The 22,731-nt window shown below is 38.2% G+C and carries 21 protein-coding genes and 5 tRNA genes; 5 read left to right on the top strand and 21 right to left on the bottom strand.

All coding sequences use genetic code 11. The features are described 5' to 3' along the window. Nucleotides 1–45 precede the first annotated feature (45 nt). From rpoB to rpsU, 16 genes are all read right to left on the bottom strand, one after another. Nucleotides 46–3,849 (bottom strand): DNA-directed RNA polymerase subunit beta, encoded by a 3,804-nt coding sequence (rpoB, locus tag ACS5PU_RS13875; RefSeq protein WP_439459756.1) that lies wholly within the window; start codon nucleotides 3,847–3,849, stop codon nucleotides 46–48. A 157-nt stretch (nucleotides 3,850–4,006) separates the two neighbouring features. Further along, on the bottom strand, nucleotides 4,007–4,384 hold the full coding sequence (rplL, locus tag ACS5PU_RS13870; protein ID WP_010601097.1) for a 50S ribosomal protein L7/L12: 378 nt from the start codon (nucleotides 4,382–4,384) through the stop codon (nucleotides 4,007–4,009). A 64-nt stretch (nucleotides 4,385–4,448) separates the two neighbouring features. Next, a complete protein-coding gene (gene rplJ, locus ACS5PU_RS13865; RefSeq protein WP_439459755.1) occupies nucleotides 4,449–4,970 on the bottom strand; it encodes a 50S ribosomal protein L10 in 522 nt (173 codons plus the stop codon). A 2-nt stretch (nucleotides 4,971–4,972) separates the two neighbouring features. After that, entirely contained in the window at nucleotides 4,973–5,671 is a 699-nt protein-coding gene (gene rplA, locus ACS5PU_RS13860; RefSeq protein ID WP_025143259.1) for a 50S ribosomal protein L1, read from the bottom strand. A 20-nt stretch (nucleotides 5,672–5,691) separates the two neighbouring features. Further along, nucleotides 5,692–6,135: a 50S ribosomal protein L11 gene (gene rplK / locus ACS5PU_RS13855; RefSeq protein WP_010601094.1), complete on the bottom strand. Its 444-nt coding sequence runs from the start codon at nucleotides 6,133–6,135 to the stop codon at nucleotides 5,692–5,694. A gap of 307 nt (nucleotides 6,136–6,442) precedes the next feature. Continuing rightward, nucleotides 6,443–6,982, bottom strand: a complete 540-nt coding sequence (nusG, locus tag ACS5PU_RS13850; RefSeq protein WP_010601093.1) for a transcription termination/antitermination protein NusG — start codon at nucleotides 6,980–6,982, stop codon at nucleotides 6,443–6,445. Nucleotides 6,983–6,991: 9 nt separating this feature from the next. Further along, on the bottom strand, nucleotides 6,992–7,189 hold the full coding sequence (gene secE / locus ACS5PU_RS13845) for a preprotein translocase subunit SecE (RefSeq protein ID WP_029279332.1): 198 nt from the start codon (nucleotides 7,187–7,189) through the stop codon (nucleotides 6,992–6,994). Between the two features lie 95 nt (nucleotides 7,190–7,284). Then, a tRNA-Trp gene (locus tag ACS5PU_RS13840) sits at nucleotides 7,285–7,355 on the bottom strand. A 56-nt stretch (nucleotides 7,356–7,411) separates the two neighbouring features. Further along, on the bottom strand, nucleotides 7,412–8,599 hold the full coding sequence (tuf, locus tag ACS5PU_RS13835; RefSeq protein ID WP_010601091.1) for an elongation factor Tu: 1,188 nt from the start codon (nucleotides 8,597–8,599) through the stop codon (nucleotides 7,412–7,414). A 120-nt stretch (nucleotides 8,600–8,719) separates the two neighbouring features. Further along, nucleotides 8,720–8,791, bottom strand: a tRNA-Thr gene (locus tag ACS5PU_RS13830). Between the two features lie 76 nt (nucleotides 8,792–8,867). Next, nucleotides 8,868–8,940, bottom strand: a tRNA-Gly gene (locus ACS5PU_RS13825). An 82-nt stretch (nucleotides 8,941–9,022) separates the two neighbouring features. Then, a tRNA-Tyr gene (locus ACS5PU_RS13820) sits at nucleotides 9,023–9,105 on the bottom strand. A 38-nt stretch (nucleotides 9,106–9,143) separates the two neighbouring features. Then, a tRNA-Thr gene (locus ACS5PU_RS13815) sits at nucleotides 9,144–9,216 on the bottom strand. 568 nt (nucleotides 9,217–9,784) lie between these two features. Then, nucleotides 9,785–10,132, bottom strand: a complete 348-nt coding sequence (gene hpf, locus ACS5PU_RS13810; protein ID WP_025143266.1) for a ribosome hibernation-promoting factor, HPF/YfiA family — start codon at nucleotides 10,130–10,132, stop codon at nucleotides 9,785–9,787. 14 nt (nucleotides 10,133–10,146) lie between these two features. Beyond that, nucleotides 10,147–11,031 (bottom strand): tyrosine-type recombinase/integrase, encoded by an 885-nt coding sequence (locus tag ACS5PU_RS13805; RefSeq protein ID WP_439459754.1) that lies wholly within the window; start codon nucleotides 11,029–11,031, stop codon nucleotides 10,147–10,149. A 163-nt stretch (nucleotides 11,032–11,194) separates the two neighbouring features. Then, nucleotides 11,195–11,389 (bottom strand): 30S ribosomal protein S21, encoded by a 195-nt coding sequence (gene rpsU, locus ACS5PU_RS13800; RefSeq protein WP_086549247.1) that lies wholly within the window; start codon nucleotides 11,387–11,389, stop codon nucleotides 11,195–11,197. A gap of 223 nt (nucleotides 11,390–11,612) precedes the next feature. Between rpsU and ACS5PU_RS13795 the strand changes: the two genes are divergently transcribed. Further along, nucleotides 11,613–11,942 (top strand): hypothetical protein, encoded by a 330-nt coding sequence (locus ACS5PU_RS13795; RefSeq protein ID WP_439459753.1) that lies wholly within the window; start codon nucleotides 11,613–11,615, stop codon nucleotides 11,940–11,942. 70 nt (nucleotides 11,943–12,012) lie between these two features. Here the strand turns inward: ACS5PU_RS13795 and ACS5PU_RS13790 are convergent, their stop codons facing one another. The 3 genes from ACS5PU_RS13790 to ACS5PU_RS13780 all read right to left on the bottom strand — a co-directional run bounded on the left by ACS5PU_RS13790 (nucleotide 12,013) and on the right by ACS5PU_RS13780 (nucleotide 14,901). Next, a complete protein-coding gene (locus ACS5PU_RS13790; RefSeq protein ID WP_439459752.1) occupies nucleotides 12,013–12,189 on the bottom strand; it encodes a DUF6496 domain-containing protein in 177 nt (58 codons plus the stop codon). A 344-nt stretch (nucleotides 12,190–12,533) separates the two neighbouring features. Then, nucleotides 12,534–13,688 (bottom strand): acyl-CoA dehydrogenase family protein, encoded by a 1,155-nt coding sequence (locus tag ACS5PU_RS13785; protein ID WP_439459751.1) that lies wholly within the window; start codon nucleotides 13,686–13,688, stop codon nucleotides 12,534–12,536. A 316-nt stretch (nucleotides 13,689–14,004) separates the two neighbouring features. Beyond that, nucleotides 14,005–14,901 (bottom strand): ComEA family DNA-binding protein, encoded by an 897-nt coding sequence (locus ACS5PU_RS13780; protein ID WP_439459750.1) that lies wholly within the window; start codon nucleotides 14,899–14,901, stop codon nucleotides 14,005–14,007. Between the two features lie 95 nt (nucleotides 14,902–14,996). Between ACS5PU_RS13780 and ACS5PU_RS13775 the strand changes: the two genes are divergently transcribed. The 3 genes from ACS5PU_RS13775 (at nucleotide 14,997) to ACS5PU_RS13765 (ending at nucleotide 18,690) form a co-directional block, all read left to right on the top strand. Continuing rightward, on the top strand, nucleotides 14,997–16,748 hold the full coding sequence (locus ACS5PU_RS13775) for a lysophospholipid acyltransferase family protein (RefSeq protein WP_439459749.1): 1,752 nt from the start codon (nucleotides 14,997–14,999) through the stop codon (nucleotides 16,746–16,748). Nucleotides 16,749–17,129: 381 nt separating this feature from the next. Then, on the top strand, nucleotides 17,130–18,284 hold the full coding sequence (locus tag ACS5PU_RS13770; protein WP_439459748.1) for a hypothetical protein: 1,155 nt from the start codon (nucleotides 17,130–17,132) through the stop codon (nucleotides 18,282–18,284). A gap of 130 nt (nucleotides 18,285–18,414) precedes the next feature. Next, nucleotides 18,415–18,690, top strand: a complete 276-nt coding sequence (locus ACS5PU_RS13765; RefSeq protein WP_439459747.1) for a hypothetical protein — start codon at nucleotides 18,415–18,417, stop codon at nucleotides 18,688–18,690. On the opposite strand, the gene ACS5PU_RS13760 is transcribed toward ACS5PU_RS13765, so the two are convergent. Then, nucleotides 18,687–18,839: a hypothetical protein gene (locus tag ACS5PU_RS13760; protein ID WP_439459746.1), complete on the bottom strand. Its 153-nt coding sequence runs from the start codon at nucleotides 18,837–18,839 to the stop codon at nucleotides 18,687–18,689. The two genes, ACS5PU_RS13765 and ACS5PU_RS13760, sit on opposite strands and share 4 nt — an antisense overlap. A gap of 149 nt (nucleotides 18,840–18,988) precedes the next feature. Here ACS5PU_RS13760 and ACS5PU_RS13755 point away from each other — a divergent pair, with 149 nt between their 5' ends. Further along, complete coding sequence (locus ACS5PU_RS13755; protein ID WP_439459745.1) at nucleotides 18,989–19,303, top strand: hypothetical protein; 315 nt, start codon at nucleotides 18,989–18,991, stop codon at nucleotides 19,301–19,303. 56 nt (nucleotides 19,304–19,359) lie between these two features. On the opposite strand, the gene ACS5PU_RS13750 is transcribed toward ACS5PU_RS13755, so the two are convergent. After that, a complete protein-coding gene (locus tag ACS5PU_RS13750; protein ID WP_439459744.1) occupies nucleotides 19,360–22,611 on the bottom strand; it encodes a carboxypeptidase regulatory-like domain-containing protein in 3,252 nt (1,083 codons plus the stop codon). Nucleotides 22,612–22,731 lie beyond the last annotated feature (120 nt).

Genomic DNA, 22,731 nt, shown 5'->3' with positions numbered 1-22,731 from the left:
GCGCTTAAACCCTCAACCTTCTACCTTTTTTACCTTCTACCTTAGTTAATCTAACGTAATATCTAAACCTAAACCGCGTAACTCATGTACCAATACGTTAAACGATTCTGGTACACCCGGAGTTGGTAGGTTTTCACCTTTAACAATGGCTTCGTAAGTTTTGGCCCTTCCGATCACATCATCCGACTTAACGGTTAAGATCTCCTGAAGGATATTAGCTGCACCGAATGCCTCTAATGCCCAAACCTCCATCTCACCAAAACGCTGACCACCAAACTGGGCTTTACCACCTAATGGTTGCTGTGTAATTAGTGAGTATGGTCCGATTGAACGGGCGTGCATCTTATCATCAACCATGTGACCTAGTTTCAGCATGTAGATAATACCTACTGTGGTAGTCTGATCGAAACGCTCACCTGTTAAACCATTGTATAAGTAGGTTTTTCCTGAAGCAGGAACTCCTGCTTTAGCGATCCACTCTTCAACCTCATCATGCGTAGCACCATCAAAAATCGGAGTTGCAAATTTAACACCCAATTCTTTACCGGCCCATGCCAATACGGTTTCGTAAATCTGACCAAGGTTCATACGAGAAGGTACACCCAGTGGGTTCAACACGATATCAACCGGGCTACCATCAGCTAAGAACGGCATATCTTCATCACGTACAATACGTGCAACAATACCTTTGTTACCGTGGCGACCCGCCATTTTATCACCTACTTTTAATTTACGTTTTTTAGCAACATAAACTTTTGCCATCTGTACAATTCCCGATGGAAGCTCATCACCTACACTGATCGCAAATTTATCGCGTTTGTAAGCTCCAAGTTCTTCGTTAACACGGATACCGTAGTTGTGAAGCAACATTTTAATCATCTCGTTCTTATCATCATCAGTAGTCCATTTGTTAGGGCTAATGTGATTATAATCAAGTTCTGCTAAAATTTTCTGAGTAAATTTAGCGCCTTTAGCTACCAATAGTTCTTTGTAGATGTTAAATACACCTTGCGATGTTTTGCCATTTACAATGGTGAACAATTTGTCTACTAATTCTGCTTTTAATTTCTCAGTGATACTGTTATATCCTTTGTCTAATTTCTCAATTGCCGATTTCTCTTCAGCTTTTGTAGTTTTCTTAGCACGGCTGAATAATTTGGTATCAATTACCACACCTTGGATTGAAGGAGGAGTTTTTAAAGAGGCATCTTTAACATCACCTGCCTTATCACCGAAGATAGCACGCAGTAATTTCTCTTCAGGCGAAGGATCAGATTCACCTTTAGGGGTAATCTTACCAATTAAAATATCGCCTTCTTTAACTTCAGCACCGATACGGATAATACCATTTTCGTCAAGGTCTTTTGTAGCCTCTTCAGAAACGTTAGGGATATCTGGTGTTAATTCCTCTTCTCCACGTTTAGTATCACGTACCTCTAATTCAAACTCTTCAATATGCAATGAAGTGAAAACGTCATCACGAACAATACGTTCGTTGATTACAATCGCATCCTCAAAGTTGAAACCTTGCCAAGGCATGAATGCCACTTTAAGGTTTCTACCCAATGCCAATTCACCGTCTTCAGTTGCATAACCTTCGCAAAGTACTTGTCCTTTAGTAACTTTTTGACCTTTCTTAACAATCGGTTTTAAGTTGATACAAGTATTCTGGTTGGTTTTTTTGAACTTAATTAAACGGTAAGTTTTGCTATCACCTTCAAATGAAACTAAACGATCATCTTCGTTACGCTCATATTTAATGGTGATTTCGTTTGCATCTACATATTCTACAACACCGTTACCTTCTGCATTGATCAACGTTCTTGAATCGCGGGCTACGCGACCTTCCAAACCTGTACCAACGATTGGTGCTTCAGGACGTAACAATGGTACGGCCTGACGTTGCATGTTCGATCCCATCAAAGCCCTGTTCGCATCATCATGTTCTAAGAACGGAATTAACGAAGCAGCAATTGAAGTAATCTGGTTAGGGGCAACGTCCATCAAGTCTAATTTCTCAGGCTCAATAATCGGGAAGTCACCTTCATAACGTGCTTTAACACGTGGCGTTGTAAATACACCTTTATCATCGTACTCTGCATTGGCCTGAGCGATGGTTTTTCCATCTTCATCCTCAGCAGATAAATAGATAACATCTGAATCTACCACTACCTTACCATCTTCAACACGTTTGTATGGTGTTTCGATGAAACCTAAATTGTTGATTTTTGCGTGCACACAAAGTGACGAAATCAAACCAATGTTCGGTCCCTCAGGAGTTTCAATTGTACATAAACGACCGTAGTGGGTATAGTGAACGTCACGTACCTCGAAACCAGCTCTCTCACGTGATAAACCACCTGGACCTAAAGCTGATAAACGGCGTTTGTGTGTAATCTCTGCTAATGGATTGGTTTGATCCATGAACTGAGACAACTGGTTTGTACCAAAGAACGAGTTGATTACTGATGATAACGTACGGGCGTTAATCAGATCAGTTGGTGTAAACACCTCATTATCGCGGATGTTCATACGCTCACGGATTGTTCTGGCCATACGGGCTAAACCAACACCGAACTGTGCATATAACTGCTCACCTACCGTACGTACACGACGGTTTGATAAGTGGTCAATATCATCCACCTCTTCTTTAGAGTTGATCAATTTGATCAGGTATTTAACAATCGCAATAATATCTGCTTTTGTTAATACTTTTACATCATCAGGGGTATTCATTTTCAACTTACGGTTGATGCGGTAACGACCTACATCTCCTAAATCGTAACGTTTATCCGAGAAGAATAAACGGTCAATGATACCACGGGCAGTTTCCTCATCAGGTGGTTCTGCGTTACGCAAAGCACGGTAGATGTTTTCAACAGCTTCTTTTTCTGAGTTTGATGTATCTTTTTGTAATGTATTATATATAATGGTATAATCGGCCTGGCTAGCACCATCTTCCTTAGAAAGGATAATGGTTTTAACACCTGCTTCGATAACCATATCGATGTGTTCGTCTTCTAAAACGGTTTCTCTTTCAAGAATCACTTCATTACGGTCGATAGAAACTACCTCACCAGTATCTTCATCAACAAAATCTTCAACCCATTTCTTCAATACCCTTGCTGCCAGCTTACGACCGATGTATTTCTTCAAACCTGATTTACTAACTTTTACTTCGTCAGCAAGATCAAAAAGTTCCAAGATATCTTTATCAGAATCGTAACCGATAGCACGTAATAAAGTGGTAACCGGGAATTTTTTCTTACGATCGATATAAGCATACATTACGTTATTAACGTCTGTAGCGAACTCGATCCATGAACCTTTGAAAGGAATAACACGTGCAGAGTACAATTTGGTTCCGTTAGTGTGACGGCTTTGGCCGAAGAACACCCCTGGAGAACGGTGTAATTGCGAAACGATAACACGTTCTGCACCGTTGATAACAAATGTACCTTTTGGTGTCATATACGGGATAGTACCTAAGTACACATCCTGGATAATGGTTTCAAAATCTTCATGTTCTACGTCATTACAAGAAAGCTTCAGCTTTGCTTTTAATGGAACATTGTAGGTTAATCCACGCTCAATACACTCGTGTATATCGTAACGTGGCGGATCAACAAAATAATCAAGAAACTCTAATACGAAGATATTTCTTGAATCTGTTATTGGAAAGTTTTCAGCAAACACTTTGAACAAACCCTCGCTAGAGCGATCGTCTGATGTGGTATCTATCTGGAAAAATTCTCTGAATGATTGCAATTGCACATCCAGAAAATCCGGATAGTCTATAATGTGCTTACTAGTTGCAAAATTTACTCTTTGTTCGACTGTCTTTGCCAATGGACTAAAAGATTTTAGTTTAAGAATAAACTATTTGTTTGGTTTGGATTTCAAACACACTCATTAACCAAACAAAATGAGGTGTTTATAAACAGGTAAAGACACCGACATTTTCAGTCGGTGTCTAATACATTTTTAGCTTAGCTAAGTTAAGTGATTACTTAATCTCAACTACTGCTCCAGCTTCTTCTAATTGTTTTTTAAGAGCTTCTGCTTCGTCTTTAGCAACACCAGCTTTTAATTCTTTTGGTGCTCCGTCTACTAAGTCTTTAGCTTCTTTCAAACCTAAACCAGTTAAGTCTTTAACAAGTTTTACAACTGCTAATTTCTGACCACCAGCTTCTTTTAAGATTACATCAAAAGATGTTTTTTCTGCAGCAGCAGCAGGTGCATCACCACCAGCAGCAGGACCAGCAACTACAGCAGCAGCTGCAGGCTCAATACCATACTCATCTTTTAAGATTTGAGCTAATTCATTAACTTCTTTTACTGTTAAGTTTACTAATTGCTCAGCAAACGCTTTTAAATCTGCCATTTTATTAAGATTTTAAAAATTTACGTGTAATAATTTTGTTTAATTTGCGAACTTAAGGTGTTCGTTAACCTTCTCTTTCTTGTAGAGTTTTAACAATTCCTGCAATTTTGCTACCGCCTGATTGAAGTGCAGATAGAACATTTTTAGCTGGTGACTGTAATAATCCAACGATATCTCCGATAAGCTCTTCTCTTGATTTCAAGCTTACTAAGTTATTCAATTGGTCATCGCCAACGTATACTGATGAATCTATAAATGCTGCTTTAAGCACTGGTTTATCAGAGGTTTTTCTCAAAGCTTTAATCAACTTAGCCGGAGCGTTTGCTGTTTTTGAGAATAATAATGATGATGAACCTTTAAGTGCTTCGTATATCTCAGAAGCATCGCCTTCTAAACCTTCAATCGCTTTGCGGATTAAAGAGTTTTTAGCAACCTTCATTACGATATCGCCTTCAAAACATTTGCGACGGATGTTATTAATCTGCTCAACAGAAAGGCTAGATGTATCAGCAATATAAAAATTGCCATACTCTTGCATTTGTCCTTGTAGTTCTAAAACTACTTCGTTTTTTTCTTCTCTGTTCATGATTAAATCCCCGCTACTGATTTGGTTTCAATTGCAATCCCAGGACTCATTGTAGAAGACACGTGAATGCTTTTAAAATAAGTTCCTTTAGCAGCAGATGGTTTTAATTTTGAAATAACCTGAATAATTTCAAGTGCATTCTCATAAATTTTATCTGCCGGGAATGATACTTTTCCTATCGAGGCGTGTATGATACCCGTTTTGTCTACTTTAAAATCAATCTTACCTGCTTTAACCTCAGTTACAGCTTTACCAACTTCGTTAGTTACTGTACCTGATTTTGGGTTAGGCATTAAGTTCCTTGGACCTAAAACACGGCCTAATTTACCTACCTTAGCCATACAAGCTGGTGTAGTGATAATAATGTCTACATCGGTCCAACCACCTTCAATTTTAGCTACATACTCGTCTAAACCTACGAAGTCTGCGCCAGCTGCTTTTGCTTCTTCTTCCTTATCAGGAGTTACTAAAGCTAAAACACGTACAGTCTTACCTGTTCCGTGTGGTAAAGTAGCAATACCACGTACCATTTGATTGGCTTTACGCGGATCTACACCTAAAGATACATCAATATCAACTGAAGCATCGAATTTAGTAGTAGTGATTTCTTTTACCAAAGCAGCAGCATCCTTCAAAGTATAAGCTTTGCCAGCTTCTATTTTAGCATGTGCCTTTTTTTGATTTTTAGTTAATTTCGCCACTGTTGTAAACTGTTTTTTAATTAATTGTTCCAGGGTGCGTCACCAGAAACGGTGATTCCCATACTGCGTGCTGTTCCAGCAACCATACTCATTGCTGATTCGATTGTAAATGCATTTAAATCAGGCATTTTATCCTCAGCAATAACTTTAATCTGGTCCCAGGTCACCGACCCAACTTTCTTACGGTTAGGCTCAGCAGAACCACTCTGTAATTTAGTAGCATCTTTTAACTGGATAGCTACCGGAGGGGTTTTGATGATGAAATCGAATGACTTATCAGCATAAACAGTAATTACAACTGGCAATACTTTACCTGCTTTATCTTGGGTACGAGCGTTGTACTGTTTGCAAAACTCCATAATGTTCACCCCTTTAGCACCTAATGCAGGTCCTACTGGTGGCGATGGATTTGCCGCTCCGCCTTTGATCTGTAATTTGATCATTGCACTGACTTCTTTTGCCATTTTGTGTTTTTTGTTTATTTAAAACTCAATGTTAAATATTGGAAGCATGTAACATTTAAATTCCTTAGGGCTCCTATAAAGCTTAAAGGACTGCAAAGATATGGATTAACTTGCAGTAAAACAATAGTAGCGAGAAAAATTAATTATTAATTCTTGGAGATCCTGTTAAACCGTGTGTTTTTTAAAAGAAGTATTCAAAACCTAATGATATTTAACGCCTAAAAAAGGAAAGTTATTGCCTCTTCCTTATTTATAAAGACACAAAAAAGCCCCGAATTAATCGAGGCTTATAAATATTTTAAATTTCTTATTCTTTTTCTACCTGCATGTAGTTAAGTTCAAGCGGAGTTTTACGGCCGAAAATCTTAACCATAACTTTCAGTTTTTTCTTCTCTTCGTTTACCTCTTCGATAATACCTGAGAAACCATTGAAAGGACCATCCATAACCTTGATGTTTTCACCTACATAGTAAGGCACATTCATGGTTTCGCCCTGCTCACTCATTTCATCAACCACACCTAAAATACGGTTAACTTCTGCCTGGCGCATCGGGATTGGATTACCGGCTTTATCGCCTAAGAAACCAATAACGCTATTAATGCCTTTAATGATATGCTCTAACTCACCATCTAATGTAGCTTCGATTAAAACATAACCAGGATAAAAGTTACGCTCTTTGGCAATTTTTTTACCATCTTTCATTTGGTAGTATTTTTCCATCGGTATTAAAACCTGGGGAACCAAATGAGAGAAACCTAAACGGCTGATCTCAGCATCAATGTACTGTTTTACTTTCTTTTCTTTTCCGCTAACAGCCCTTACAACGTACCACTTTAGATCGCTCATTAGTAAATATTAATTAGAAAGTGATTTATAAAAAGTATCTAACACAAATGTAGATCCTTTATCCATTGCAAAAATTACCAATGCAATAATCAAAGAAGCTACCAATACAAGAATTGCAGAACTTTGCAGTTCGCCCCAAGTAGGCCATGTAACCTTCTGGGTCATTTCATCGTACGATTCTTTTATAAACTCAACTACTTTAGCCATATTTATTATAATGATTAAATGATTGAGTTAGTGAGTGAGAGAATATTAACATATTCAATCATTGAAACATTCACTAATTCAATCATTATATTTTGCACGGGAACAAGGATTCGAACCCTGATCAAAGGTTTTGGAGACCTCTATTCTACCGTTGAACTATTCCCGTGTATTTAAAAAAGAGCTAGCCTAAACCAGCTCTTTTTATATTATTGTAGCTTAAAATTAAGCTAAGATTTCAGTTACCTGACCAGCACCTACTGTTCTACCACCTTCACGGATAGCGAAACGTAGACCTTTTTCCATTGCAATCGCGTTAATTAATTTAACTGTGATTGTAACGTTATCACCTGGCATTACCATTTCAGTCCCTTCAGCTAGTGAGATCTCACCAGTTACGTCTGTGGTACGGAAATAGAATTGAGGACGATATTTGTTGAAGAATGGAGTGTGACGACCACCTTCTGCTTTTGATAATACATAGATCTCAGCTTTGAAATCAGTGTGAGGAGTTACTGAACCTGGTTTACAGATTACCATACCACGACGGATATCAGTTTTCTCAATACCACGTAACAATAAACCTACGTTATCACCAGCCTCACCGTAATCTAAGATTTTACGGAACATCTCAACACCAGTTACTGTAGATTTTAAGTTCTCAGCACCCATACCTAAGATCTCAACTGGATCTCCAGAGTTGATTACACCACGCTCAATACGACCAGTAGCAACAGTACCACGGCCAGTGATTGAGAATACGTCTTCAACAGGCATTAAGAAAGGAAGATCAGTTAAACGTGGAGGAATTGGAATGTAGCTATCTACAGCATCCATTAATTCCATGATTTTACCAACCCATTTAGCATCACCGTTTAATCCACCTAATGCAGAACCTTGGATTACAGGAATATCATCACCTGGGAATTCATAGAATGATAATAATTCACGAACTTCCATTTCTACTAATTCTAATAATTCAGGATCATCAACCATATCCACTTTGTTCATGAATACAACTAATGAAGGTACACCAACCTGACGAGCCAATAAGATGTGCTCGCGAGTTTGTGGCATTGGACCATCAGTAGCAGCAACAACGATAATTGCACCGTCCATTTGAGCAGCACCAGTAACCATGTTTTTCACGTAATCCGCGTGACCTGGACAGTCAACGTGTGCATAGTGACGGTTAGCTGTTGAATACTCAACGTGAGCTGTATTGATTGTAATACCTCTTTCTTTTTCCTCTGGAGCAGAGTCAATTGAATCGAATGAACGTGCCTCAGTTAAACCAGCATCAGCCAAAACTTTTGTAATAGCTGCTGTTAAAGTTGTTTTACCGTGATCGACGTGACCGATTGTACCGATGTTTAAGTGCGGTTTACTGCGGTCAAATTTTTCTTTTGCCATTTTATTTATAACTAATTAGTAGGTTAACTTTTTTATTATTTTTATTTATTGTTTTTTCAACACAAAAAACCTTGTCTACTCTGTTTATTAAACAGATTTAACAAAGCTTTATTATACCTGAGCCAAAGATGGGACTTGAACCCACGACCTCTTCCTTACCAAGGAAGTGCTCTACCGCTGAGCTACTTCGGCTTTTTATTAAAGCTCACAAGTTCAATTGTTCATTAGCACATTTCCTTATGAACCAATTTACTAATAAACTTTTAAGAGCGGAAGACGAGGTTCGAACTCGCGACCTATAGCTTGGAAGGCTATCGCTCTACCAACTGAGCTACTTCCGCTTTTTTAAAATTAGTGATTGATTGAATGAAAGAATGAGAGATTTATGCTATCATTAAAACATTTGGTCATTCATTTAAAGTGTGGGGAGAGAAGGATTCGAACCTTCGAAGTCTTACGACAACAGAGTTACAGTCTGTCCCATTTGGCCGCTCTGGTATCTCCCCAACTTTATCTTAAAATGCTAACACTTTAAAATAAAAAGAGCCTCCTATCGGAATCGAACCAATGACCTACTGATTACAAGTCAGTTGCTCTACCAGCTGAGCTAAGGAGGCTTTAAATTTTCTGCAATGATACGAAAAATCTTCATTTTTCATACTATTAACGTGTTTTTTTAAAACTTTTATCTTTTCACAGAACTAATCCTTTCTTCTCGGCGTAACGCCCTTTCCGAAAGGGAATGCAAATATACACACTTATATTTCAGTTCAAAATAAATTTGAAAAAAAATAGCAAAGTTATTTGGCTAACGGGGCCGATATTATCGAAGGAGCTTAATAATCAATCGCTTAAATTTGAATATTTTTTTCACTTTTTTCGGCGTTCTTTTAGAAAAAGTATCATTAAGAATCCCTACCCCAACCTGATCTATAAAATAAGCACCTAACAAACTTCCATAAAAATCAAAAATTGATCTGTTTCCATCTCTTTTTTTTAGGCGTTCACCATAAATATTTTTTTTTGTCCTTAAAAAAGCGCTGTTTTTATGTCAAAGAACATCAGTTTGGAGCTTAATTTATTGGTAAGATTATATTTTGACAAGAAATAGAGCAGGCCTAAAAGTAAAAGAGCGGTACAATTTAAATTGCATCGCTCTTTTATAGCTATAAATATATGCGTATCCTAATAATCCGCAGCTTCGCTTTCGCTTAAAATAGCCTTATGCTCACTTAATTTAGCACGTGTTTTATCCTTATGTTTAGTAATCTGCTTTCTTAACGATTCGATGGCCAGGTCGGTGGCCTCTTCAAATGATTTACATTGTTCTTTAGCGAATAGGGTTCCACCCGGAACAATCAGTTTTATTTCACTGATCTTATTGGCCTCATCCTCTACGTTCTCTAATTTTAAATACACTTCGCCGCTAATGATCTGGTCAAAAAACTGATCGAGCTTGTTTGCTTTCTTCTGTATAAAGTCTAACAACTTACTATCTGCACTGAAGTGGATTGATTGAACTCCGATTTTCATTTTTCCTCCTTTTTTTATGCCTTTGGATGGGCTTGTTTATAAATTGTTTTTAATCTTTCGATTGAGTTGTGCGTATAAACCTGGGTGGCAGCTAAACTGGCGTGGCCCAAAAGTTCTTTAATCGCATTTAAATCTGCTCCTGCATTTAACAGGCTGGTTGCATAACTGTGCCGAAGCACGTGGGGACTTTTCTTGTCATGGGTTGATATATGGTTTAGGTATGAGGTAACTATACGGTATATCAGTTTTGGATATGCTGCTGTACCTGTATTGGTAACGATTAAGTTAAGCAAATTGTTATTAAAGTTTTGCAACTTTTTTAGCTCAATGTAGTTATTTACCTGATTGATAAGCTGTTTATTTATTGGAATAATCCGTTCTTTATTTCTTTTACCCAGCACCTTTATTGTTGCCGAATATCCATCCACATCAGTATCTTTTAACTGCAACAGTTCGGTTAAACGCATTCCTGTTCCAAAAAGCAGTTCTATTACCAAATGATCGCGCATGGAGGCAAAGCTGGCATCAAAATACTGTTCCGAATCGAGCAGGTGATCCATTTTTTGCGCATCAACAAACACAGGAAGTCTTTTGGGTATTTTCGGTGCCTTGATTAAAACAGTAGGGTTTTGTTCGGCCTTACCTTCCCGCAGCAAAAACTTATAGAAACTCCTTAAAGCCGAAATTTTTCGGTTAATGGTATTTTCAGCGGTTTCCTTTTCCATCAGCTCAACCATATAGCTGCGCAGATGTGTGTGTTTAACGCCCAGAAAATCTAAATCGAATGCAGTATGGATATATTCTTCAAACTGATCCAGATCGGTTTGATAAGAAGTAATGGTATGCTGAGAATAGCGCTTCTCGTGAGTTAAATAAGTAATAAAGCTTTTTAGCAACATTCAATATCTTTTTGCGTGGCATTGATATGAAGTTACAAATAGTTTTGGTATAAAGAAATCATTAATTAATTGTTTATTGTAAAGTTTTCGATTCCTCTTAAAGCAAGAAAGTCCTCCCGAAATTAAATCAGGAGGACTTTAACGTATTTATATCTTATAACAACTATGCAGTTGTATCTTGATTCATGTTCTGAATGTAAACAGCATGCTTAATTTCAGTACGACGAGCAACGGATTTTTTCTCGTATGCTTGGCGACTACGTAGTTCTCTCAATACACCAGTTTTTTCAAACTTTTTCTTGAAACGTTTAAGGGCTTTATCTAATGATTCGCCGTCTTTAATGTTGATAATGATCATAACGCTGAAATACCTCCTCTCGTGGTTTTTAAAATTTCCCGTTCTATCGGGGCTGCAAATGTAAGCAAAATATTGAAAATGAGAAAGATTTTTAAAAGAAATTTTATTTGTTCCTTTACTTAAATTACAGGGTTCTTTGTTTAATTTAGATAAACTATTTACAACTATGACAACAGGCAAAAAAGTAACCTCAATTATTGCAGTTATTATTGTACTAATCCTTATGGCCATCTGTTATTACCGGTATTTCTTTGTTTTTGGCGAAGGCGTTAAAGCAGGCGAATTAAATTATGTGGTAAAAAAAGGCTACATATTTAAAACCTATGAAGGGAAACTGATTCAGAGCGGCATAAAATCGCGGCAGGCTGGCACTTTACAGAATAATGAGTTCGAATTTTCTATTGCGAGTAAAGAAATTGCCGAGAAAATGATGGCCAACAGCGGAAAATTTTATGAGCTACATTATAAGGAATACAAAAATACATTACCATGGCGCGGATTTAGCGTGTATGTGGTAGATAGTATTTTAACTTCGAAAGATATCCCTCAATAGAATGAATGAGTGATTTAATTTTGAATGAGTGAATATTTGGCCCATGCTCTCTAACTCTATCATTCAAAATTTAATCATTCTTCTTCGGTACCTTTGCTCCTGCTTTCCGGGCTTCTGATAATCCGATTGCTATTGCCTGCTTTTTAGAAGTTACTTTTTTGCCCGATCCGCTCTTAAGCTTACCTTCTTTCATTTCGTGAATGGTTTTTTCTACTTTTTCACCAGCTTTTTCTGAATACTTTGCCATTTTTTGTCCGTTAATTAAAGGTTCATTAGTTCATTAGTCATTCGTGCATTGGTAACTGTCAATTGCCAACTGCAAACTGTTTATCAATCATTCTTTCACTGGTAACTGCTAATTGCCAACCCTTTACCTTTTACCTTTTACCTTTTACCTTTTACCTTTTACCTTTTACTAAAAACATCAGATCTGGATCAGTGGTTTTCAAATTTTTAAAATAAAAAAATCCGGAGGTGGTTAAACCGTCCGGATTACTCATAATATATTTGGTTTTTAATAAGGCTAAAGGTGAAAGGTTTAGGGTATAAGGTTCAATGCATATAGCCTTAAACCTTATACCTTCAAGCCCTCTACCTTGATAATATTTCTCTGGCAATTACAATCTTCTGTATTTCGGAAGTACCCTCGCCTATTGTACATAATTTACTATCGCGATAAAATTTCTCTACCGGAAAATCTTTGGTATATCCATAGCCGCCAAAAATCTGAACGGCATCGGTAGCTACCCTCACCGAAACTTCTGAAGCAAAATATTTTGCCATGGCCGATTCTTTTGTCATAGGTAAATGCCTGTTCTTTAAATCTGCCGCCTGGCGGATCAATAATTCTGCTGCTTCAATCTCGGTAGCCATATCTGCAAGCTTAAAGCTAATGGCCTGGAAGCTCGAAATCGGCTGACCAAATTGCTGTCTTTGTTTTGAATACGCCACGGCTGCATCAAATGCACCTTTTGCAATTCCTAAAGCTAATGCTGCAATAGAGATACGTCCACCATCTAAAACTTTCATGGCCTGTTTAAAGCCTTCTCCAACATTGCCAAGCAGGTTTGCTTTTGGTACACGGCAATTGTCAAAAATCATTTCGGTGGTTTCTGATGCGCGCATCCCTAATTTATTCTCTTTTTTTCCCGCTGAAAAACCGGGTGTACCCCGTTCAACAACAATGGCCGATATCCCCTTGGCACTTCCCTGCTCACCTGTTCTTACCATTACTACGGCAATATCGCCGCTCTTGCCATGAGTAATCCAGTTTTTCGAACCATTTATAATATAATCATCGCCATCTTCAACGGCGGTAGTCATCATCCTTAAAGCATCAGATCCTGTATTGGCTTCGGTTAGTCCCCAAGCACCGATCCATTCGGCTGTTGCCAGTTTGGGCAGCCACTTTAGTTTTTGCTCTTCGGTTGCAAAGGCTAAAATATGGCCAGTACATAATGAATTGTGCGCGGCCAACGATAAACCAATTGAACCGCAAACGCGCGACACTTCTACAATTACATCAACATACTCTTGATAACCTAGGCCAGAGCCTCCATACGCTTCCGGGACCAATACCCCCATTAAGCCCAATTCTCCAAGTTGTTTAAACAGTTCTATTGGGAAATGCTGTGCCTCATCCCATTCCATAATGTTTGGACGAATGTTTTTCTCAGCAAAATCGCGGACCATGGCCTTAACACTTTGCTGAGTTTCTGTTTCTGAAAAATCGAAGCTTACGCTCATTAAATTTATATTTTATAGTTAGTTAAGGCAATTATAAACAATTATTTGATAGTTAGTTACCATCTAATATTTGCGCAATTGCAGAATGAAATGGTATTCGGTTCAATAAGTTTATGCGTTAATTTTAAAGCATGAAAATGACCGGAAAAGATTTTTTTATTTTTTTTATAAAAATCAACCGAGAATTAGGATGATGAAGGGTTTAGATTAAAATCGGCCAACAGATAGACAATACCCACGAAACGTAACACAAATTACCAATGGTTATTTGCTACCTAGGAGTCGTCCCTAGCGGGACGATCTAGCTTAGCAGCAACTAAAAAGAAATATAAGGCGCTATCTTATCGATAACCTGCTGGTTCAGAATAACAACCTTTTTCAAATCGGCTAGGTCTGCAAAATTACCGTGCTGTTTCCGGTACTGGAGAATGGCATTGATCTGTTTGTATGATAAATATGGATTTGCTTTTAAATCGTTAAAATTAGCTGTGTTCACGTTTACGGTTTTTAATGTTACCGCTCCAACAGCAATCTGGCTTTCTATTTCTGAATACTTGGCAGAATCTAAGCCATAAACTTCCAAAAGCTGTTCTTTCTTATAAAAACCGCCCAAGCGTTCGCGGTATTTAATAATCCGTTTAGCAAAAGTGCCACCAATGCCTTTTATTTCATCCAACTGTGCCGAATCGGCGGTATTAATATCAACCATTACCGTTTTCGCGGTATAAGCCTTTTTTTCGAAAACTTTAAAATTCTTTGCGATATCGGCAGGCTGTTCGTTGATATTAACATAGGGCAATATCTTTTTGTACACTGTAGGAGAAATGGTATACATTTTCTGCAGGTCTTCCGGTTTACGGAACCTGCCCCCTTTGCCGGTATAATTTACAATTGCTGCAGCTTGTTTTGGCGATAGGCCAAGCTGTTGCCAACCTGTAGCATCTAAAGTATTGGGATCAAATTTAAAAAGTTTGACCGTTTTTTCGGTAGCTGCATTTTCAATCCGGTCGCGGCTATAGTCGGCATATTCCTGGTCGGCCACTTCCAGTTTCTGTATCTGCGCTAAAAGATTAGGATCATCTTTTTCTAGAGGTTTATAGTAACCATATATAATAGGTATAGCCTTTATTACGATAATGATTAAAATTAGAAAAAGCAGCCCATTAAATTCACCTTTGCTGAAACCAAAATGTTTATTGAGCCAAATTCTCATTGATGTGATATGACATGTGTATTATAAATATAAATCTTATTTTTGGGATTGCAAAACAGAACAGGTTTTGCAGATCAACACCCTAAGAATTTTATATGAAAATCATAACTACATCTGAGTTTGCGAAGGCGACAAAGATTGATAAACTAGGTGTACCCGGTTTGGCAGGTTTGATGATGGAAATCATGAAGCTTAACGACATTAATGACGTATTTGCTCAAAATCAACACTTTAAAGGTTTAGAATTTGTAGACAAGATATTGGAAACCATTGGTGTTTCTATCGAATTTGATGAAGATGACCTGAACAGCATCCCTAAAACAGGACCTTTTATTGCCATTGCAAACCACCCTTACGGCGGTGTAGAAGGCCTGGCCCTAGTAAAACTTTTATGCACCGTTAGGCCCGATGCCAAGGTGATGGTAAACTTCATCCTGAAAAAAATACCCAACCTTGACGAATTTTTTGTTGCGGTTAATCCATTCGAAAATGTACAGCACTCTTCGAGCATCAGCGGATTAAAAACAACATTCGATCTGCTAAGGAACGGAACACCCATCGGTATTTTCCCGGCAGGAGAAGTTTCTACCTTTAAACTCGATGCACAACAGGTAACCGACAGGATGTGGCACCCGGTTGTTGGAAAACTGATTGCAAAGGCAAAAGTTCCGGTGGTTCCTATTTACTTCCACGGCAACAATGGCGTTTTCTTTAACATATTAAGCTTTATACACCCTACCCTGCGTACTGCTAAATTGCCATCTGAGTTTTTAAACAAACATGGCCGTACCATTAAGGTTAGGATTGGCAAACCGATTGCGGTTTCGGAAATCTCGCACATGAACAGCAGCAATAAGCTGATGGACTTTTTAAGGGCCCGTACTTATGCACTTGGTGTTGGACTGGATACCGAGAAAAAACTTTTTAACCCTTTAAATTTATTCAAGATTAAAAAGAAACCGGTTGAAGTGATTGAAGAAACTTCGAGGGTTTTGATTAAGAGCGAGGTAGAAAACCTTGAGGATTTTAAGGTTTGGACCGAAAAAAACTACGAGGTTTATATTGTACCCACGTTAAAAATCCCGAATATTTTAAGGGAAATTGGCCGCTTGCGCGAAATCACTTTCCGTGAAGTTGGCGAAGGGACCAACAAAAAAATCGACCTTGATAATTACGATATTTATTACAACCATTTGTTTATATGGGATAAAGACCTGGAAAACATTGTAGGGGCTTACCGCATTGGTAAAGGCGACGAGATTTTGGAAAGCATGGGCCGCAGGGGTTTCTACTTATCTGAGCTATTTAAAATGAAGGATCAGTTTTACCCGATGTTGAGACAGGGCATTGAACTGGGCCGATCATGGATCAGAAAGGAATACCAGGGCAAGCCGCTTCCGTTGTTTTTGTTATGGAAGGGAATATTAAAGTACCTGATCGATAACCCGCAATACCGCTACATGTTTGGTCCGGTAAGCATCAGCAACAACTTTTCTAAATTTAGTAAAGCGTTGATTGTTGATTATATCACCAAAAACCATTTCGACTATGAGATGGCCAAATATGTAAAACCGAGAAATAAATTTAAAGCAGATCTTTTGCCAATTGCCACAGATACCCTGGTTGATAGCAGTGAATCTTTTAAGGATCTGGACAGCATTATTGGCGATATTGAAAACTCGCACATCAAAATACCTGTGCTGTTAAGACAGTACATGAACCTTAATGCCAAAATTATTTCCTTTAATATCGATCCGAAGTTTTCTGATTGTTTGGACGGTTTCTTGGTGGTAGATACCCACAACATTCCACCAGAAATGTTGGAAAAACTTGGCAAAAACCTATAATTTGATTAAATAAAAAAACCCAGACATCCATCTGGGTTTTTTATTATCAACTAACCTAAACTTTATAAATACTAACCAAATATTTATGCCACAAAAGTAAAGGCAGCTTGTTAAATTGATATTAATGAAATGTTATTTATAGAATTTTTAAAACAGGTTATTTTTATCTGCTTAAGTCTCAGGCAAAAATAATTTCAAAACTTTTTTACCACTGTAAAAATTCAAACAGGTTAAATTTGATTAAACACAATTAAAATACTTAACATAAAGAAATTGTTGCTTTTATGTTAATTATGTGTAAATTCAATGTAACCAAATAGGTGCGGTTTGAAACGGAGGATTTATACATATTTATTGCGGGCATTTTTGTGCTGCTGCCTAATGATGAATTTCATTACGGCAAAGGGACAGAACTATTCTTTCGATTTTTACAATGGCACCTTCAATTTCAGCATCGATTCTTCGCTCATATTTAAGCCCGCCAAAACCGCAACGGCTACCGAAACACTTAAATTTTCGAATTTTGTTACGGCAGGCAATTACACCCAGCTTATTGCTTCGCTACAAGCATATCAGGAAAAATATGGCTTAAACGATTGGATCTATTATCAACTGATCCGTAAAACAGCAGAACAGATCAGTCCGAAAGCAGACAATTACTTCCGTTATACCTTATATAAATGGTTTCTGCTGAGCAAATGCGGTTACGATGCCAGGGTTGCTGTTGGCAACAACCAGATTATTCTCTACGTGAGAAATGATGAAGACATTAGCGATATCCCCTTCTTCATGATTGACAATAAAAAGTATATGTGCTTGAACTATCACGATTATGGAAAGTTGTTTAAACAGGCCGATGCTTATAAACCTGTTAAAATCTCTGTCACTGAAGCGAAAAATTCATTTTCGTATAAGGTTACGCGCATGCCCGATTTTAAGCCAGAAAACTATGAAGAGAAAGATCTGGCATTTAGTTATCGCCAAAAAACCTATCATTTTAAATTAAAGGTAAATGAAGATGTACAGACCATCTTTAAAAATTATCCGGTTGTAGATTTTGAAACCTATTTTAATATTCCGCTGAGTAAAGAAACCTACAGTTCTCTGATCCCTGCATTAAAAGAAAATTTAAAAGGCATGGACCAGAAAAAAGGTGTTGATTATTTAATGCGTTTTACGCGCTATGCCTTTTTATATGAAGATGACAGCGAGAACTTTGGCAAAGAAAAACGCAATTCGCCCGAGCAAACACTATTAAACAAATACAGCGACTGCGATGACCGCGCGGCACTGTTCTTCTATCTGGTAAAAGAAATTTACAATCTGCCCATGGTAGCCCTGTTATACCCCGAACATTTAACCATGGCGGTTCAGTTTGATAAACCTGTTGGAGATTTTATTACCTATAACGGCAAAAAATATTCTTTTTGCGAGCCTACTCCACAAAAACAGAATTTAAAAATAGGACAGCTTTCTACCAACCTCAAAAACATTAAATATGAGGTGGTTTATGCTTACGAGCCCCTAAAAAAGTAGTTCCAGTACATTAAATTCAAATTAATTTAATGTTAACAAAATATTATCTTATCAATAAGAGGCAGAATAATGGGCGATTAAGCGTATTTTTAATTTCTAAATTTAGCGTCGAACCTTAAAAACCCATCGTATGTCGGCTATTATATATACTGTTTTAAAAGAGTTCTTTGTTGAAATCCACGGTCATCCGGTTAAAGCGCGGATTATGTCGCCTATAAACGATGAAAATACCTTTACCTTTCAGGTGAGTTCGTATTTCAAAAACAGCAGCGAAAAGGATGCCAATATACCAGCATCTACATTTACCTCTTACGCCAATGCCGAAAGGCACTTACTGGGCTATCTGGAAGCTTTTCAAAATACGCTTGATTTAGGTGGCGATGTGGCCCAAGGTGTTAATTTTTAAACATTCTCTTTATCATCTTTTTCTGGAGGCAATTCTGATTCTATCGTATCCTCCTCAAATTTCTTTTTGTCCTTTTGATTTTTCCAGATCAGGAAAACAATCAGGATTAGTGCAAGCAAGATAACACCGGCTAATATTGGATAGTTCATATTCCTTTATTTTTACGTGTACAATCAATCCTTACCCTAATTTACAGATAAATATTTTATATGTTAACTCGCGCTTAATCAGTTAACAAAATAATAATATGGATTTAACTTTACTATAATATATCTTTGAGGATATCCATTATATTTCGATGAAAAAAAGCAAATCAAAATCAAGAAACCATTCAACAGGCAAGAAAGTAAGAAAAGAACTAGAATCTAAATTAGCAGCTGCATTCGGCGGTGTTGTTGCAGAATTTGGCAAAGCGAAAAAAGCGGATAAAGTGATCGGGAAATTTGCTAAACAACTGGCCAAAAAAGTAACTATTGCTGCAAAAGACGATTCCATTGAGCCATTTATCAAAACGGAAGAAACAGCTCCGGCTGCTCCTAAAGAAAAAACCGTTAAACCTGTAGTAACGAAAAAAGCAAAAGCACCTGTAAAGGAAGAGCTTGAATCAAAATAAAAAGAAAAGGCCCTGCTGGTTATCCAACAGGGCTTTTTTAATGTATTTTTAAAAAGTTAGAAGCTATACCTTAATCCTAACTGCATCTGGTAGCGCGATGCAAAGAAATCTTTTGAATAAGAGGTTACATCTTTCTGTGCAAAGGTATAAACCGGATAGGTTGTTGGCGTTCCGGCTGTACCTACCTTAATACCCACACTGGCCATAGAGTTATAGGTATTTGGCGAGAAGTACTGGATACCCCAATCTTTATTCACCAAATTGGTTAAGTTAATGATATCGTAAGTTAAGGTTAGTACGTGCGGGTGTTTACCTTTTGCCACCTGGATATCCTGTGCAAAACGAAAATCGGCCTGAACATTCCAAGGGGTACGGGCGCCATTACGCTCGGTAAAGTTTCCACGGCGGGTACTTAAATATTTATCTCCATTGATATAAGCGTCGAATGCTGCTGCCTGAGCAATTCCATCGGCTGTATTGGCAAAGAATTTGGTTGTTTCGCCAGCTGCTGGTATGTACAATAAACTTACGGTTTGTCCTGTTCCGTTAATCCTGGTGTTAACTAAGCCAAGCGAATATGGAGAGCCTGATTGTCCGCTGAAGAATAAAGAGAAGTTAGAAACATACTTGCCATTTTTTGCCCAATCCAATCGGTAGTTAATGGTAGAAATAATCCTGTTGCGGATATCGAAGTTCGAATAGGCTAAACCTGGGTTGTTCGGGCTTAAAGCCTGGTTTAACTGCCAGTTCGATTCCATAGAGTTACGGATACCGTTTGCAATATCTTTCGATCTGCCATACGTGTACGCCACCATCATATCCAGTCCGATAGGCAGCGATTTGCTCACCTGCGCCGTTAAGCTGTATTTATATCCTTTATCAGTATTCGATAATAGATAGGCATTGGTATACAATGGATTAATTTTGGTACCTGAATAAATTGGCTGTTGTTTCTGCGTATCGTAGACCATGTATTTAGGGTTATCTACGTAGTTGATCTGCTGAAACTGCACGTCTTTGATTACCTGGCTAAAAATACCTTCGACCGTAAATTTCCACTGATCGTCTGTTTTATAATCGAACGCTAAATTACTTCTCCAAGCTTTAGGCATTTTAAAGTTGTTATCAACTAAATCTACCTGTGTTGCACCACTTGCATCTTTAACATTTACACCTTGTTTGGTTACATAACCTGCTTCGCCATTACCTGTTAAGGCATCCCTGATCGGATCTGAACCTGGTGCAGGCGTTACAATTTTGGTTGGATCGGAATTGGCATACACATACGATTTATCGAAAGCACCGTAGTTCACACCGTTGTTGTAGTAGGCATAACCAATCCATGCGAAAGGAATGCGGCTGGTAAACAAACCTGTTCCACCGCGTACAATTAGGTGCTGATTACCCAATGCATCAAAATTGAAACCTAAGCGTGGTGAGATCTGAATTTTGTTTAAAAATTTACCGGTTATGGCCGAAGGCTGTGTGTAGGTATAAGTGGTACCGTAGTTTACATCAACCGGAGAGTTTGTGGTTTTGCTGCTCAATGTTGGCATATCAGGCAGATTGGCCATATCAAAACGTAATCCCGGGGTTAATTTCAAACGGTCGCCCAACCTAATTTCATCCTGACCATAAACACTGTACATATTTACGTTAAACTGTGCGGTTGGGTTTGCAATAATATTATCGCGGCTGTTATCGTCGTAATTGTAACTGGTACGTACCCTATTTGGCTGGTTGTTTAAGAAATCGGCTATGCTGCTGTAAGCTACACGGCCGTTCCATGAGTTTACAAAACCATAGTTGATGTTGTAAAATTCGTTGTGTGTACCAAAGGTAAAGGTGTGGATACCCTTACTGTAGGTATAGTTATCGGTAAACTCAAAGGTATTCTGCTTCATATTGAAAATACTGGCTTCACGGTCAGTACCCAAAAATAAGGTGCCACCATTAGAAGCAATCTCGATCTGCGGTAAAGCCGGATTAGAAAGCGGATCGCGGAAATCGTGAACCGTAGAATAGCCGATAATCAGGTTATTTGTGGCTGAATTACCAAAACGTGTTTTTAAATCGGCCACGGTTGAGGTTTGATTGTTGTTCTGCCTAAAATCGATACCACCGAAGCGGAAGTTAGATTGGTCTCTTTCCAAGTTTGTTGCTTTAGAAAAGATGGTATTGTTCCTGATGGTGAGCTGGTTGTTTTCGTTAATGTTCCAATCTAAACGGTTAAAGAATTTGTTAGATTGAGAATAGATGTTGTAATTGCCAAATGCACCTGCATCAACACCATAGGCTGTTTTCATACGGTCGCTGATCTGCTGAGCTTCTGTAGCGGTAAGGAGTTTCATATCCGATGAGCCTGCACCCAAAATTACCGGGTCCTGGCGGCGGGTAATCTCCTCATTGGTAAAGAAAAACAGTTTATCTTTTATAATTGGAAAGCCTACGCGGAAACCAGTCTGATAATCGTGGAAAGCAGATGGCTCTTTGGAATTATCGCCGATTTTATTTCTGCCGATCAATGATGCATTACGGCCATACCCGTAAACCGATCCGGTTACATCGTTTGTACCGCCACGTGTTACCGCGTTGATACTTCCGCCCAAAAAGTTACCCACTTTAACATCGTAAGGCGACAATAGCACGGTTACATCCTGAATGGCATCTAACGATACCGGATTGGTACGTGTACTGCTGCCCGGCATGCCCGAACTACCGCTTTGGCCACCTAGCGATGGACTGAAACCAATGGCATCGTTGTTTATGGCACCATCGATGGTTACGTTGTTGTACCTAAAATTGGTACCGCCAAAGGTATTGTCTTTACTGCCCTGAGGGGTAACTCGGGTAACATCCTGCAAACTGCGGTTCATGGTAGGCAGGGTTTTAATCTGCGCTTCGCCAATACTGGTACCAGCACCTGCTTTTGTTGGCCCTCTTTGTCCACGAACACTTACCTCAGCAAGCTGGCTGCCCTGTTCCTGGATGTCGATATCCAATTTTTGATCGTTACCTAAGGTTAGGTAGATATTTTCTTTAACTACCGGACTGTAACCCACATAGGTTACGGTAATTTTGTAAGGTCCGCCCGGGTTTAAATTCCCAATGCGGTAAAAACCTGTTTCGTTTGATGAACCTTTAGAGATTGTACCTGTAGGAATATGCACCACTGCAATAGTGGCTCCCGGAATAATTCCTTTGTCATCCTTTATTTTTCCATTTATACTGGCTGTTGTTACCTGTGCATTTGCAGCAGTAACTAACAAAAATAGAATACTAAATAAGGTTAGTATGCGTAATTTCATTTTCTGTTGTTTTTATTTGGTACAAAACAACAGCAACAACATTAACTTAATGTTAACCAAAAATTAAATCATCCTAATTTGTTAACGTTAAATAAACTATATGGAAATGTTGAGCAAATA

Source organism: Pedobacter sp. GSP4 (assembly GCF_051857575.1).
In the GTDB taxonomy this organism is placed as follows: Bacteria; Bacteroidota; Bacteroidia; order Sphingobacteriales; family Sphingobacteriaceae; genus Pedobacter.
The sequence above is the reverse complement of the archived record's forward strand: the minus strand, read 5'-3'. Positions and strand labels throughout refer to the sequence as shown.

What these genes read in the sequence shown, in the direction of transcription:
- ACS5PU_RS13780 (WP_439459750.1), bottom strand. Translation starts at nt 14,901, where the DNA reads ATGAGAATTTGGCTCAATAAACATTTTGGTTTCAGCAAAGGTGAATTT.
- rpsU (WP_086549247.1), bottom strand. Translation starts at nt 11,389, where the DNA reads ATGATCATTATCAACATTAAAGACGGCGAATCATTAGATAAAGCCCTT.
- hpf (WP_025143266.1), bottom strand. Translation starts at nt 10,132, where the DNA reads ATGAAAATCGGAGTTCAATCAATCCACTTCAGTGCAGATAGTAAGTTG.
- ACS5PU_RS13795 (WP_439459753.1), top strand. Translation starts at nt 11,613, where the DNA reads ATGGCCATCTGTTATTACCGGTATTTCTTTGTTTTTGGCGAAGGCGTT.
- ACS5PU_RS13805 (WP_439459754.1), bottom strand. Translation starts at nt 11,031, where the DNA reads ATGTTGCTAAAAAGCTTTATTACTTATTTAACTCACGAGAAGCGCTAT.
- rplJ (WP_439459755.1), bottom strand. Translation starts at nt 4,970, where the DNA reads ATGAACAGAGAAGAAAAAAACGAAGTAGTTTTAGAACTACAAGGACAA.
- ACS5PU_RS13765 (WP_439459747.1), top strand. Translation starts at nt 18,415, where the DNA reads ATGTCGGCTATTATATATACTGTTTTAAAAGAGTTCTTTGTTGAAATC.
- rplK (WP_010601094.1), bottom strand. Translation starts at nt 6,135, where the DNA reads ATGGCAAAAGAAGTCAGTGCAATGATCAAATTACAGATCAAAGGCGGA.
- ACS5PU_RS13790 (WP_439459752.1), bottom strand. Translation starts at nt 12,189, where the DNA reads ATGGCAAAGTATTCAGAAAAAGCTGGTGAAAAAGTAGAAAAAACCATT.
- secE (WP_029279332.1), bottom strand. Translation starts at nt 7,189, where the DNA reads ATGGCTAAAGTAGTTGAGTTTATAAAAGAATCGTACGATGAAATGACC.
- tuf (WP_010601091.1), bottom strand. Translation starts at nt 8,599, where the DNA reads ATGGCAAAAGAAAAATTTGACCGCAGTAAACCGCACTTAAACATCGGT.
- ACS5PU_RS13785 (WP_439459751.1), bottom strand. Translation starts at nt 13,688, where the DNA reads ATGAGCGTAAGCTTCGATTTTTCAGAAACAGAAACTCAGCAAAGTGTT.
- ACS5PU_RS13755 (WP_439459745.1), top strand. Translation starts at nt 18,989, where the DNA reads ATGAAAAAAAGCAAATCAAAATCAAGAAACCATTCAACAGGCAAGAAA.
- ACS5PU_RS13770 (WP_439459748.1), top strand. Translation starts at nt 17,130, where the DNA reads ATGATGAATTTCATTACGGCAAAGGGACAGAACTATTCTTTCGATTTT.
- nusG (WP_010601093.1), bottom strand. Translation starts at nt 6,982, where the DNA reads ATGAGCGATCTAAAGTGGTACGTTGTAAGGGCTGTTAGCGGAAAAGAA.
- ACS5PU_RS13750 (WP_439459744.1), bottom strand. Translation starts at nt 22,611, where the DNA reads ATGAAATTACGCATACTAACCTTATTTAGTATTCTATTTTTGTTAGTT.
- ACS5PU_RS13760 (WP_439459746.1), bottom strand. Translation starts at nt 18,839, where the DNA reads ATGAACTATCCAATATTAGCCGGTGTTATCTTGCTTGCACTAATCCTG.
- rplL (WP_010601097.1), bottom strand. Translation starts at nt 4,384, where the DNA reads ATGGCAGATTTAAAAGCGTTTGCTGAGCAATTAGTAAACTTAACAGTA.
- ACS5PU_RS13775 (WP_439459749.1), top strand. Translation starts at nt 14,997, where the DNA reads ATGAAAATCATAACTACATCTGAGTTTGCGAAGGCGACAAAGATTGAT.